General features: G+C 29.5%; 11 protein-coding genes. All 11 read left to right on the top strand.

Going from position 1 to position 14,988, the window contains the following annotated elements; all coding sequences use genetic code 11:
* Window positions 1-1,650: 1,650 nt before the first annotated feature.
* Window positions 1,651-3,180, top strand: a complete 1,530-nt coding sequence (locus ACQCX0_RS00250; protein WP_462562032.1) for a UDP-N-acetylmuramoyl-L-alanyl-D-glutamate--2,6-diaminopimelate ligase — start codon at window positions 1,651-1,653, stop codon at window positions 3,178-3,180.
* Window positions 3,181-3,192: 12 nt separating this feature from the next.
* Window positions 3,193-4,572: a UDP-N-acetylmuramoyl-tripeptide--D-alanyl-D-alanine ligase gene (locus ACQCX0_RS00245; protein ID WP_462562030.1), complete on the top strand. Its 1,380-nt coding sequence runs from the start codon at window positions 3,193-3,195 to the stop codon at window positions 4,570-4,572.
* Window positions 4,573-4,615: 43 nt separating this feature from the next.
* Window positions 4,616-5,668, top strand: a complete 1,053-nt coding sequence (mraY, locus tag ACQCX0_RS00240) for a phospho-N-acetylmuramoyl-pentapeptide-transferase (RefSeq protein WP_462562029.1) — start codon at window positions 4,616-4,618, stop codon at window positions 5,666-5,668.
* A 6-nt stretch (window positions 5,669-5,674) separates the two neighbouring features.
* Window positions 5,675-7,414 carry a UDP-N-acetylmuramoyl-L-alanine--D-glutamate ligase gene (murD, locus tag ACQCX0_RS00235; protein ID WP_462562028.1) on the top strand — a complete coding sequence of 580 codons (1,740 nt, stop codon included), beginning with the start codon at window positions 5,675-5,677 and terminating at the stop codon, window positions 7,412-7,414.
* Entirely contained in the window at window positions 7,398-8,513 is a 1,116-nt protein-coding gene (locus ACQCX0_RS00230) for an FtsW/RodA/SpoVE family cell cycle protein (protein ID WP_462562027.1), read from the top strand. Before murD ends, ACQCX0_RS00230 begins: the two co-directional genes overlap by 17 nt.
* Before the next feature lie 15 nt (window positions 8,514-8,528).
* A complete protein-coding gene (locus tag ACQCX0_RS00225) occupies window positions 8,529-9,623 on the top strand; it encodes a UDP-N-acetylglucosamine--N-acetylmuramyl-(pentapeptide) pyrophosphoryl-undecaprenol N-acetylglucosamine transferase (RefSeq protein ID WP_462562026.1) in 1,095 nt (364 codons plus the stop codon).
* Between the two features lie 177 nt (window positions 9,624-9,800).
* Window positions 9,801-11,213: a UDP-N-acetylmuramate--L-alanine ligase gene (gene murC, locus ACQCX0_RS00220; protein ID WP_462562025.1), complete on the top strand. Its 1,413-nt coding sequence runs from the start codon at window positions 9,801-9,803 to the stop codon at window positions 11,211-11,213.
* 9 nt (window positions 11,214-11,222) lie between these two features.
* Window positions 11,223-12,167 carry a UDP-N-acetylmuramate dehydrogenase gene (gene murB / locus ACQCX0_RS00215; RefSeq protein ID WP_462562024.1) on the top strand — a complete coding sequence of 315 codons (945 nt, stop codon included), beginning with the start codon at window positions 11,223-11,225 and terminating at the stop codon, window positions 12,165-12,167.
* A 5-nt stretch (window positions 12,168-12,172) separates the two neighbouring features.
* Window positions 12,173-13,093, top strand: coding sequence for a D-alanine--D-alanine ligase (locus tag ACQCX0_RS00210; protein WP_462562022.1), 921 nt, complete (start codon window positions 12,173-12,175; stop codon window positions 13,091-13,093).
* Between the two features lie 18 nt (window positions 13,094-13,111).
* Entirely contained in the window at window positions 13,112-13,825 is a 714-nt protein-coding gene (locus tag ACQCX0_RS00205; RefSeq protein WP_462562020.1) for a cell division protein FtsQ/DivIB, read from the top strand.
* On the top strand, window positions 13,815-14,988 hold a 1,174-nt coding region (locus ACQCX0_RS00200; protein WP_462562019.1), incomplete at its 3' end, for a hypothetical protein. The genes ACQCX0_RS00205 and ACQCX0_RS00200, both read left to right, overlap by 11 nt.

The raw sequence follows: 14,988 nt of genomic DNA, 5'->3' as shown, positions 1-14,988 counted from the left end.
GCGACCACCGAGATCTACACTCTTTCCCTACACGACGCTCTTCCGATCTCAAAGACCTTAAGAGTTTTGTTAGTAAAGAAAATAAAAATGTTATTAAATATGATATTTTGGATAGAAATGCAAATGCTTTAGCTCTTACTATACCATCTGTTTCTATTTATCTAAGACCTAAAGAGATCTTAGATGTGCGTGTAGCTCATAAAGCTTTGGTAGAAGTATTCGGTTTTAATAAAATACAACGGGATAAAATGTTAAATCCTAAGAATCCTTTTGTATGGGTTAAACGCAATGTTAGTATTGCAGAAGAGGCTAAAATTAGAAAATACGGAATTATAGGTTTGTATTTTGAAAAGGAATACAAACGTTATTATCCCTATGCTAACTTATTCTCAAGTGTGGTGGGAATTACTAATGTAGATGGTAAGGGGATTTCCGGAATTGAATATAGTTTGCAGGAAGAGTTAAATCATAGAAATGTAGAGTTATCCCTTGATTTAAGAATTCAGAGCTTATTATATGAAATTCTAAAAGATGCTAAGGAAGTTAATGAAGCTAAAGCTGCAATGGGGATGGTAATAGATGCTAAAACAGGAGAGGTTTTAGCTATGGTATCCTTACCTGATTTTAATCCTAATACTAGGGGAGTCTTAAATACTAATAATTTATTTAATTATGCTTCTCAGGGAATTTTTGAACCGGGATCTGTTTTTAAACTTTTTTCTTTAGGAGTGTGTTTAGAAACTAATACTTGTTTGCTTAATGATTATTATGATGTTAGCAAACCTATTGTTAAAGATAATTATGTAATAACTGATTATTCGTATATTAATAGAAGTATTGTACTCCCTGAGGTATTTATGTATTCTTCTAATATCGGTACCTCAATTATTATTAGAGATATAGGGATGGATAATGTTATTAAATATCTTAACGACTTACAACTTTTACAAGCAACATCTATAGAAATACCGGAAAAAGAATCTGCTATTTATCCAAAATTTAATAATGAATTATCTCTTATTACCTTATCTTATGGTTATGGTATTGCTCTTTCTCAGGCAGTGCTTGCCAACGCTGTGTTACCTCTGATTAATAAGGGTTATTATATTCCTTTATCCTTAAGAAAAAGGAATATAAACACCAAAATTATAACAAAAAAGATCTTTAGCGAGAAAACATCAAAGTTTTTTAGAAGTATAGCTAGATTAGTGGTAGCTCAGGGAACCGGTAGACAGGCAAATGTAATAGGTTATAATGTAGCCGGTAAAACCGGCTCTGCTGAAAAACAAGAAGGTGGGAAGTATAATATTAATAAAGTTCTAGCCTCGTTTATCGGTTTTTTTCCTGCTGAAGACCCTAAATATTTAATTATGGTAGCAATTGATGAACCCAAAAGGTTAAAGGCTAATAATTATAGAATTACAGGAGGAATTATAGCCTCAAGAGCTGTATATAAACTTATTAACAGTATGGGAGAAGTTTTGGGGATTAACAAAGTTTATGATAATGCTGAAAATATTAATAAAAATTCTCCCCATGAAATCATAACATTTATTAATAACTATCAGGATATACCCAAGTCTCAGAAAGTAACCCCTAAAGTAATATCTTCTCAAGTAGTGCTAACTCAAGAATAGAAGGAAGGAAAATATGAAGTTTCAGGAACTCATTACTAAAATCGGTATAAATGATATTCTTAATCAAGAGGCTTTAAAAAGAAAACCTAACATCAAAATTAAAGGGATAGCAAATAATTCTAAGGAAGTACAACCCGGATACGTATATATAGCAATTAAAGGTGTTGCGGATGACGGTCATAATTATGTAGAGACAGCTATAAAACAAGGGGCAATAATTATAGTTATTGAAAAAGATTGCCATTCTAACATAGCAAATTTTCTGTTTAAGAATCCTAAAATTTTATGCTTAGAAGTAACTGATACCAAAGACTTTTTAGCCAAAGTAAGTTTAGCTTTTTATGTAATAAACCCTATAAAAGTCATAGCAATTACCGGGACTAATGGGAAAAGTTCTATTAGTTTTTTTGTATCACAAATTTTACGAAATTTAGGATATAGAACAGCAGTAGTAGGAACTTTAGGAGTGTTTTTTCAGGATATTAAACAAGATATTACTTCCTATACTACTCTTACTTCCCCTGATGCTCTCTTTTTAGCTAAAATTATGTATAAAGCAGAATTAGCTAAAGTAGAATTTATGATTGTTGAGGCTTCTAGTCACGGGCTTGTACAACAACGCCTTAATGCCCTAAATATTGTGGCTGCAGGGTTTAGTAATTTAAGCAGAGATCATCTAAATTATCATGGAACTTTAGAAGATTACTGGTTAGCAAAAAAACGATTATTTTTAGAATTATTATCTCCAAACAGCAGTGCAGTAATTAATAGTGATGATATTTACGGTGCAGAATTAATTAAGGATTTAATAACTCAAAACCTACAGATATTGGATTACGGTAGAAAAGCCCTTACTTTGAAATTAATTAATATTACTATTGAAGAAGATAGTCAAACCATAGAAATCTTATATAACGGAGTAACTAATAAGTTTAGTGTGAATTTAATAGGAGAGTTTCAGGTTTATAATGTATTATGTGCAATTCTACTAGTTTACTCCTTAAAATTAGTAACTTTAGAGGAAATTTTTATAACTCTACCTCTGCTGAGAAGTATTAAAGGCAGGCTTGAATATGTGACCTCTTATAATGATGCTAGTATTTATGTGGATTATGCTCACACGCCAGATGCTTTAAGAGAATTACTAAAATCTCTAAGAGCATTTTGTAAAGGTCAATTAAGATTAGTTTTCGGGTGTGGAGGAAATAGAGATGTTGGGAAAAGATTTATTATGGGAGAAATAGCTAGAGATTTTGCAGACATTGTTTATGTAACCGATGATAATCCAAGAGATGAAACTCCCTTAATAATTAGAGAAGCAATTCTTAAAGCCTTTCTAAATAGTAATAAAGAATATTATAGTTTAGGAAGGGCAAAAGCAATTAAAAAGGCAGTAGCAGATTTACAACCCCAAGATATTTTAGTAATTGCCGGAAAAGGACATGAAACCTACCAAATTCTAGCCAACAAAAAAACTATAAGCTTTGATGATACAATAGTGGTAAAAGAAACTGTAACCTCTTTAGGTTTGACTAAAAAATAAGAGAGTTAAGCTATGATTTTTAATGAGAATAATATTAAACTAGCTACAGGCTTTTGTAGTACTAAAAATTTTAGTGCACAGAATATCTCTATAGATTCAAGAAATATAGTAGCAGGAGATATTTTTATAGCACTTAGTAGTGGTAAAATAAATGGGCATCATTATGTGAATGATGCTTATAAAAGAGGAGCCTCCCTATTGATTATAGAAAAACAGTATTATAAAATATCTTATCAAAATTACCCATTATTAATTGTAAATAATACAGCAAAAACCCTTAGAGATTTAGGGAAATATGCCAGAGAGCGTTTTAGCAGAACCATAGTTGGCATTACTGGGAGTGTGGGTAAAACCACTACCAAAGATATGTTAGCTTTCTTATTAAGTAATACTCATAATACTGTTGCCACTATGGGTAATTTTAATAATCAGCTGGGGGTACCCATATCTTTAAGTAAACTTAATAAAGATACAGAAATAGGAATTTTTGAATTGGGCATGAATAATCCTGGAGAAATTCTCTTACTGGGAAGTTTGTTAAAGCCTAACATTGCTATTATTACAGAAATTAGTAATGCACATAGTATATCTTTCAAATCTCTTGATGATATTGCTAAAGCTAAAGCAGAACTTATCAAAGTTTTAACTCCCTATGATACTTTAATTCTTAATAGAAACAGTAATTATTTTGAGTTCTTAAGAAGTATTGCCCTCAAACAAAGAATAAAACAAATTTATAGTTTTGGTTACTTAGAAGGAGATTTTCAGGTAATAGAGGCACTTCCCTTGGATAATTTTAAAACTAAAGTTAGAGTAATAATAAATCATAAAGAATATAAATACATATTGAATACCTTAGCAAGGCATAATATTATATTATCTTGTTTGTGTTTGGGAACAATTCATATATTGGGGTTAAATCCTGTGAATTATTTAGAATATTTAGCTAAATTTATCATCCCCAAAGGGAGGGGTAAAATGGATCAATTGGTACTTGCTAATAATATCGTAATTGATATAATAGATGATAGTTACAATGCTAGTCCGGTAGCAATGATGTCGGCAATTTTAACATTGGATAAAGTTAAAAATAAAAAAAAAATTATCATTTTGGGAGATATGCTGGAATTAGCTAACCCTAAAGATGAACATTTACAATTAGCTAAGGTAATAAAAACTGCTAAAATAGATATTTTTTTAGCAGTAGGGGAAAATATGGGGTTACTATTTGATGAACTTGGGTATGAGGGAGCTAAGTTCCAGCATTATCAAGACTTAATAAAAGAATTACCGCAATATTTACAAAATAATGTTATTATCTTAATAAAAGGCTCTAATTCCTTACAACTTTATGAAGTAGTAAACTACTTAAATAAACTAAAGATTAACTAATTATAATTTATGATGGTATTAAGAAATTTATTAAGAGGAAGTTATGGTAATATGGTTTGAAATAGATTATTTTTATAGAGCTGGGTTTGCATTTCTAACGGCTTTTTTGCTAATGCTCTTATTAGGACCCACTTTTATAGCATTGATGAGAAAACTTCAAGCTAGAGGGCAACCCATTAGAGATGACGGACCGAGTAACCACTTACAAAAACAAGGAACTCCTACTTTAGGTGGAATTTTAATAGTGTTTACTTTTATAGTGAGTACTTTATTATGGGTAAAACAGTTTAACCATTTAATATTTGGTATTTTGGGAAGTTGTGTATTTTTCTTCTTACTAGGATTAATTGATGATCTTAAAAAGCTTATTTCTAAAAGCTCTAAAGGTTTATCTGGAAAATTAAGATTAATTTTAGGGTTTATTTTTAGTTTTTATATAGCAATTTATATATCTGAAGATTTTACCTCGGATATGGTTAAAGCTCTCTATATCCCTTTTATCGAGAAACAATATTATTTCTTAGGTAATTGGTATTTCTTCTTTATTGCTTTTGTATTTGTGGGAACTGCTAACTCTGTAAATTTAACTGATGGCTTAGACGGGTTAGCAACTATTACTTCAGGTACTGTATTAACTACTCTTTTTATTGCTTTAATGTTGGTTTTAACGCCAAAAGTTTATAATTTTGCTAATGGTTCTCCGATTGTTTATAATAAATTAATTGAAGTATTAATAATCATTGCCGCAATGATAGGGGCTTTGTTAGGGTTTCTATGGTTTAATAGTTCTCCTGCTCAAATCTTTATGGGGGATGCAGGCTCTTTAGCAATAGGAGCTACTATTGCTGCAGTTGCTTATGCCTTTAAACATGAATTGATGTTAATACTAATCGGTATAATTTTTATTATAGAAACCCTCTCTGTAATTCTACAGGTATATTATTATAAAATGACTAAAGAACGAATTTTTTTAATGGCTCCTCTGCATCATCACTTTGAAAAAAAAGGTTATGCAGAAATAAAAATTGTAACTAGATTTTGGTTAATAACAGTAATTTTTTGTATTATCTGTTTATTATTATTAGATGTAAAATAAGTACCTATGAATATTCAAAAATTAACAAAATATAAAAAAGTATTAGTATTAGGGTTAGGGAAGTCCTGTGTTAGTGCTTATAAATTTTTAGAGAAAAGAGGTTATGAAGTTTTAGCTTATGATGATAATCCTAAAATTAGGGAGGTTTATTCTTCTCAAAATTTTAAAATGGTAGATTTAAGAACAGTAAATTATCTAGAAATAGATTTTGTAGTGGTTTCTCCAGGTATTTGTTTATATTATCCCAAACCTCATTATATAATAGAAAAGCAAAAAGAATTTAAATTTAAATTGCTTTGTGATATAGAGCTTTTGTGGTTATGTAATAATTCTAAAAATTTTGTGGGCATTACTGGTACTAATGGTAAATCAACTACTACAGCTTTAACTCAGCACTTATTTCAAGTTGCACAAAAAGAATCCGTAATGGGTGGTAATATCGGATTTCCTATTTTAGATGTACCTAATGTTAGTGATTTAGGGTTGTATATTATAGAAATTTCTTCTTATCAAATAGAACTGTTACATCATTCTAGATTTCAGTATGTAGCTCTTTTAAATATTAGTGAAGATCACATAGAATATCATGGCGGTTTTGATAACTACATCAATGCTAAGAAGAAACTCTTTGATAATCAAACCAAAGATGATTATGCTATAATCTCTATGGATGATGTGTACGCAAAAAGTATTGCACAAAGTTTAACTAAATCTAAAGTAATTCCTATTTCCACAAGGCAAGCCGTGGAGGGAGGGATTTATGTAATTAATGATTGTTTATACGATAATTTTGATAATAAAAATAAATTAATTGTTAATTTAGCGAATGAGGTAAAATATTTGCGTGGAGAACATAATTACCAAAATATAGCTACTAGTTATGCAATTGCTAAGTTAAATAAGATACAGAGTAAAGAAATAATTACAGGCTTACGAACTTTTAAGGGATTAAAACATAGGCAGAACTTAGTACGATCTTTAGAACATATAGATTTTATTAATGATAGTAAAGCCACAAATCCTGACTCAGCAGCAGTTGCTTTAAAAACCTTTGATAATATCTATTGGATTTTAGGAGGAATACCTAAGGCAGAAACACTGGGTAAATGTGAGAAATATTTTGATAAAATTAAATATGCTTTCTTAATAGGGAAGTCCAAAGCTTTATTTGCAAAGCTCTTAGAAGATAGAATACCTTATATTATGTGTAGATCCGTACAAGATGCAGTTATGGCGGCAATGCTTGCTACAATGGGGCTTGAGGTTAAACAATTAGATGCAAGATTAGACGAGCAAACAGCTATGCAGATTGCATTTGGGTTGCCTGATACTTTTGTTTCTAATACAACTCTTGCTAAAGCAACAACTAATCTTAATTCATGTATAAATATTGATACTGGTAATACAATATCTCACAACAAAATCAATACCAGTATGCTAATTTCTAATAATAAGGTATCTTCAAGTAATAATTCTTCTGCTAGTATAATAACCTCGGATATTAAAGCTTATACCCCTACTATTGGATTAACAAATACATTAGCCAACTATAATAGCCACGCTGAAAAAAGTAATGATGAAGTACTTACTTCTGAAATACTTTCTATTAATTCCATATTTCAGAAAAAAGCTGTAGTTTTATTTTCCCCGGCGGCGGCATCTTTTGATATGTTTAAAAATTTTGAAGAGAGAGGAGATATATTCTCTACAATAGTTAAGAGTTTAAAGTTTGTTAATATTCAATAGAGCTAAACAGGATTTTTTAAACAATTGGTGGTGGAGTATAGATAAAATCTTATTTTCTACTATTTTATTACTCATGCTTATCGGACTTATTTTAATAATTTCAACGTCACCATTTATTGCCAGTAGAATAGGAGTTAGAGGAACTTATTTTATAAATAATCATATAATTTATTTAGGGATGGCTCTGAGTATTCTAGCTATAATGTCTTTTTTATCGAAAGAGATAATTGTAAAATTAGCTATTGTTATGTTTGTGATTTCTTTACTTTTGATAATAGGTATTTTGTTAGTGGGAGACGAGATAAAGGGAGCAAAACGCTGGGTTTATTTCTTTAATGTATCAATTCAACCTTCAGAATTTGCAAAGGTAAGTTTTCCGATTGTAATTGCAACTTTGTGGGATAAATTCTATTTAAAAACCAGTTTATCTTCGTTATATTTTGTTTCATTTTTACTGTATTTAGTAGTAATTTTATTACTACTAATGCAACCGGATATTGGTATGGTAATGTTAATTACAGCAATTTTTGCCGTAATTATCTTTGTTTCAGGTATTAATATTGTCTTTATTTTATTTTTGTTTATCATAGGAATTGCTTTTTTAATTTTTACTTATTTTAATTTTAGTCATGTAAGTTATAGAATAGATAGTTTTTTTAGCGAGCAAAAATCTTATCAGGTATTAAGGGCAATTGATGCTATTCAAAATGGTAAAATCTTCGGAGTAGGTGCCGGAAATGGCGTAGTAAAAGCATATCTTCCAGATTCTCATACGGATTTTATTTTTTCAGTATTATTAGAAGAATTAGGATTATTATTTGCCTTTATTGTATTGGGTCTTTATTTAATAATATTATTGAAAATCTATACAGGTATTATTCAGAAAAAGTATAATATCTTCTTTGTTATGGCATTAAGCGGCATTGCTACTTTATTAAGTACCCAAATACTTATTCATGTAGCTTCAAATGTTAATTTAATGCCAACTAAAGGAATGACATTACCTTTATTATCTTACGGGGGTTCTTCTTTGGTTTCTACAGCCTTTTTAATAGGGATTATTTTAGCTTTTACGAAAAAAGACACATTAATAGACTAATTTTGAGGAAAGACCATGCTAAAAATCCAAAATAAGAGAATAATAATAACTGCTGGTGGGACAGGAGGACATATTTTTCCGGCTAAAGCTCTTGCTATTGCTTTACATAAAAACCATGCAGAAGTATTTGTAATAATGGATAATAGAGCTAATAATTATCAAAATAAGTGGAATCCTCAAATACAATTAATTAATATTATAGTTGCGGGAGTTTTTGGAAAATCATTTTTAACTGTGTTAAAGAATCTATTTTTATTAGTAATAGGGTTTTTACAGAGTATTTTTTACTTCTTAAAAATAAAGCCACAGGCAGTTATAAGTTTTGGTGGATATATTGCTGTACCGGTTTTATTAAGTGCAGTAATTCTTAGAGTCCCTATTATATTACATGAGCAAAATGCTTATATCGGCAGAGCTAATAAAGTTTTCTTAAAGTTCGCTAAAGTTATTACTACTGCTTTTCAAAATACCTATGGAATTAAGAAAAAATACCAAACTAAAATTCATTATACAGGATTGCCTATTAGAGAAGAATTCTTAGATTTCAGAGCAAAACCTAAAATTCAAAAAGATTACTATCAAATTTTAATTTTAGGGGGTTCGCAGGGAGCTGCCGTTTTTAGTGAGATTATTCCTAAAAGTTTTGCTATGTTAACCACAGATGAGCAGAAAAAATTTAAAGTGTATCATCAGTGTAGAGTAGAATTTTTAACAGATGTTAGTAGGGAATGGCAAAAAACCTCAGTAAGTTATGATATTAAATCATTTTTCATTAATTCTGCAGAATTAATGTGGCAAAGCGATGTAATTATTGCCAGATCAGGTTCTGCTACTATTCATGAAATATCAGCAATTGGCAGATATTCATTACTAATCCCTTTTGTATATGCAATTGATAACCATCAAACTTATAATGCTAAAGAGATTTCAGCAATGGGTGGGGCAGAACTAATTTTGCAAAAAGATTTAAACAGTAGTAGAATAGCTAGTTGCTTAAAAGATATTTTAAATACTAAGCTAAATCTTAAAGAAAAAGAAGCTTTAGTAGCTAAATCTTATAAAGAAAATTCAGTTAATGAAATTATTAATATAATAGAGAGAATTATATAGTAAGATAGAAGAAAAGAGTAAGAGTAGATACAGAATATTTTTAACCTACCTTTTAATAGAATAAAGACTATTCATTTATGGTTGATACAAATAGGTATTAGTGGTTTAGAATAACTGTAATATATAATAATATAATAAGTACGATAGAAAATAAAAAATAGGAGCAAATAAGATTAGATGCAGAATTTTTTTAACCCACCTTTTAATGGAATAAGAACTATTCATTTTGTTGGAATTGGTGGTATTGGGATGAGCGGTATTGCTGAAGTAATGCATGGGCTTGGTTATACAATCCAAGGCAGTGATATGGGAGAGAATACTAATGTAGGTAGACTAATATCCTTAGGGATTAAAGTAACAATAGGGCATAGTGCTGAGAATATTAAAAATGCAGATATCTTAGTAATTTCATCCGCTATTTTACCAAATAATGAAGAGTATCAAGCAGCTTTAAATGCCAAGATACCGGTTTTAAAAAGAGGTAAAATGCTAGCTGAATTAATGCGTTTTAAATGGGGGATAGCAGTAGCAGGAACTCATGGCAAAACTACTACTACATCTCTGATTTCTTTTTTATTAAATTATGCAAATCTAAACCCTACAGCTATTATCGGGGGTATTGTCAATTCTTGGGAAAACAATATTTTAATGGGTGAAAGTAATTGGATGGTAGCAGAAGCTGACGAATCAGATGGGTCTTTTTTGGAATTACCGGCAGTTATTTCTTTAGTAACTAATATAGAAGCTGAACATCTAGATCATTTCAAGGATTATAATTATGTAAAAGATAGTTTTATTAGATTTGTACATAATATTCCTTTTTACGGTTTCTCAGTAGTATGTATTGATGATGATGGTGTAAAGAGTATTTTGCCTAATATTATTGAGAGAAGAATTATTACGTACGGTACTTCACCGCAATCTGATTATAGAGCAATTAATATTGAATATGTATTCGGCGGGGTAAAATTTGATATTGAGTGTACTTATAAAGAAAAAGAAAAAACTATTAAAAATATGATATTGCCTATGTATGGGCAGCATAATATTTTGAATGCTCTAGCTGCTGTAGTAGTAGCAGATAATTTAGATATAGGGTTAGAAATTATCAGAGAAGGATTACAAAGGTTCCCCGGAGTAAAAAGAAGATTTACTAAAGTCGGACATCATAATGATGTAACTTTTATTGATGATTATGCTCATCATCCTTCTGAAATAGAGGCAGTATTAAGAGCCTCAAGGCACTTTACTAAGGAAGGAAAAATTATTTCAGTAATTCAGCCCCATAGATATACTAGATTACAAGCCCATTTTGAACAATTTTGTAATTGCTTTAACGACTCCGATTATGTATTTATTTTAGATGTGTATAGTGCCGGAGAATCAGCAATTGATGGAGTTAATGCCAAAAGTTTAGTAGATTGTATAACAAAGCACGGACATAAAAATGTAAGTTATATTCCTGATAAGAAGATGTTGTATAATATTGTGAGGAATGTTACTACAGCTAAAGATTTAGTAGTTTTTATGGGAGCCGGTGACATCACCTATTTTGCTAATACCTTTGTTAATAATTTAGAAAAAATATAAAATATTATTATGGAACAGAATTTACAAGAAATATTTCCTAACTTTAAAACTATATTAAAAAAAAACTTTCCCTTAGGAAAAATTACTTGGTTTAAAACCGCTGGAACAGCAGATTATTTATTTACTCCTAACTATTTCGCAGAATTAGAGTGTTTTTTACAACATAAACCTAAAACACTACCTATAACATTATTGGGGGCAGGATCTAATATTTTAGTTAGAGATAACGGGATTAGAGGAGTTGTAATTAAATTACAAAAAGAATTTGCAACTACTTATGTATCAGGGTTAGAAATTACAGTAGGAGCTGCTGCTCTTGATTATAGTGTGTCACTAAGTGCAAGAGATAATGCAATTAGTGGCTTGGAATTTTTAAGCGGGATACCAGGCAGTATAGGAGGTGGTATAGCAATGAATGCAGGGGCTTTTGGTAGAGAATTTAAAGATATTTTATTAAAAGTTGAAGTTCTAGATATCTTCGGAAAAAAGGGTATATTTCAAGCAGAAGAAATGGGATTATATTACCGGGAATGTCGAAATACAAAAAATCTGATTTTTACCAAAGCATATTTACAAGGGTATGGCGGAAATACAGATAAAATAAATACTCTTATGTTAGAAATTAAGAAACAAAGGAGTGCTACCCAGCCTAAAAATTTAACTGGAGGAAGTACTTTTAGGAATCCTGAAAAAATAGACTCAAACAACAGAAGTACTTTTTTGAAAGCGTGGCAGTTAATAGATGCAGTAGGTGGTAGAGGGTTAAGGATAGGTGGAGCCTGTGTTTCTAAAAAACATTGTAATTTCTTAATTAATGAGAATAATGCTAAAGCTTCAGATTTAGAAAATCTAGGGGAAGAGTTACGAAGGAGAGTCTTTGAAAAATTTGGAATTTCTTTGAAATGGGAAATTAAAATTATAGGAGATAAACTAAAAGATAATGAAGAGGAGTAAATATATTGCAATATAAAAAAGTAATTGTACTCAGCGGTGGTATATCTCAAGAAAGAGACGTCTCCCTTGAGAGTGCTAAAACTATTGTTACTGCTTTAAGAGACGGGCAGATAGAGTTTATAGAATATGATTTAACTGCTAATATTACAGCTCTTATTAACTTTTTGCAAAAAATGAAAGAGCAATATCAGGGTAATATTGTAGTATTTAATGCTTTACATGGAAAATACGGGGAAGATGGCAGAATTCAGGGCTTGTTGGATCTTCTAAAAATTCCCTATACTCATTCCGGAGTACTAACTTCAAGTATTGCTATGAATAAAATCCTTACTAAAAAAATAGCAGCACAGCAAGGGATAATGATAGCAAAGGAGCAAATTTATAATCCTAATGCTGTAGTAGAATTAGATTTTCCTTTGGTTTTAAAACCAATTGATGAGGGTTCATCTGTGGGAGTTTCTATTATTAATTCTTTAGTAGATTTAGCAAAACAAATCAAAACTAGTGCTAGTAATTATAAAAATCTAATGCTAGAAGAATATATTAAAGGTAGAGAACTTACAGTAGGAGTTATTAATGGTAAAGCATTAGAAATTACTGAAATTATTTCTAAAAGCCATTTTTATGATTATGAAGCAAAATATGCTTTGCATGGTTCTAAACATATAATATCTCCTAATTTAGAGAATAAACTTAGTGAGTATATTCTAGGATGTGCTGAGAAGATGTTTAAAGTGTTAAAATGTAGGGGGGTTGCTAGAGTAGATTTTATTTTAAACGAACAAAATAAGCTTTATTTCTTAGAATTTAATACCCAACCAGGTATGACTAATACTTCATTAGTACCTGAACAAGCACGTTTTAAAGGCATAAATCTTACCCAATTATGTATAAATATCTTAACAACAGCAGAATATGAGGAATAATACTAGGGTATGTTAGGAATGAAAAGAAAATATCTAGTTATACTATGGTGGTTGATTGTAATAATTATAATAGGAGCATTATATTTTAAGATAAAGAACTTTATTAATACGTCTTTAGTGGTTAAAAAGATTGAGATTAGTGGGGCTAGTAGCGGGGTAAAAAGTACAATACATAATAAATTAAATCATTTCTTTGGTAAGAAGCTTAAGGATGTTAATATAACTGAGGTAAAAAAATATATCATAAGCTTACCTTGGTTTGCTAATGCTTCTATACATGTAGAATATCCTGATACTTTAGCTATTAAAGTAGTTGAGAAGAACCCCTATTTTTTATGGCAGGATGATAATTTAGAATATTTTGTAGTTGATGTGGAAAATAAGTTGCTAAGAAAAGCCCTAGATAGAGATTTTCAGACATTGATTTTAATTACTAAAGGACGCGATGCTTTAGTTCAATCTGAAGTTATTAGATTCTTAATATATTATGATTTCTATTTATTAGAACAGATTAAAGAACTACGTTACAATGGTATTAGATTTGATATTATCCTGAAGAATAATATCACTATTAAACTCCCCGAAGATGGAGTTGAGAAAATTTTTACTAAACTTATAACATTACATGAACGACACCAGATTTTTAATAGAAATATAGAGTATATAGATACCAGAGTAAAAATTAAAATGTTTATTATGCCAAAATATCAGAAATTAATAAATGATTTATAAAAAGATGTGGCACTTTCTAAAAAAACTTACCTATAAAAATGAAAGAATAGCTTTTCTAGAGATAAGTGATAAATTCGTACATTGTTTAATTGTACAGATTACTAATAACCAGAAATATCAAGTACTAGGTTATGCTTGTAATGAGTTATTAGGTATTGATAACGGTCTTATTACTAATTTTCAGAATGCTCACCAGAGTATTGCGTTGGCAATTAATAAAGCTGAAATTCAAGCTAAAAAACGTATTATTAAGATAATTTTAAGTTTAGCTCTAGATAATTACCAAAGTTTTGTATATCCAGTAAATTCTTTTGTATATACAATTATTACTCAGGAGGTTTTAAAAAATACTTTTGATGTGAGTTTTTTTCAAAATCAAATAGGGAGTGATTATTTTATTACTAATGTGCTACCTATTAATATTTACTTAGATAATGTTATAATTAAAAATCCCATTAATTTATATGCTAGAAAGATTTCTGCAGATGTTCAGGTAATAGGGATATCTAATACGGTATTGATGAATTGGAAAAAACTCTTTGATTTTTTTGCTATACAAATAGAGGCTATAATATTTGCACCTATTATACTTTTCTCTCAGACTGAACTTAGTTACTTATTAAAACAAGTTCATCAGAAACTTATTTTTATTAATATAGGGGAAGAAAGAACTATCTTTTTAACTTATAAAAGTGATACTATTCAAAAATTTGGTGCTATACAAATCGGTACTTCCTCTATAATTAAAAAAATTAGTACGGAACTAGCAATAGATGGAGATTTAGCAGAAGAAATATTATTGTATTATAGTAATATCTTAAAAACAGATGAAGATATTACTAATAAAGTGATAGAAGTTAATCAGAGTGGTAGTATAATAAATATGGATTATCAAAAAATCAATGAAACAGTAGCAAATAGCCTTAAACATACGCTTAAAGAAATATTTATACAGATTGTTAAAGGACATGAAAAGGTTGATAGAATTATAATAAGTGGTGATAGTAATTATTTAAAGGATCTTCAAAAATATAATCAAGATGGTATTATTAATGCAGAGCTTGAATTTAAATCAACTAATTTCCCATTAACTATAGAAACTAAATTTGAAAATAAAATAGAAAATCCTTTAGTGATAAATTTATTTTCAAATTTAGTTAGAT

The organism is Candidatus Hepatincolaceae symbiont of Strigamia maritima (assembly GCF_055505085.1).
This window is presented reverse-complemented; position numbering and strand designations above follow the sequence as displayed.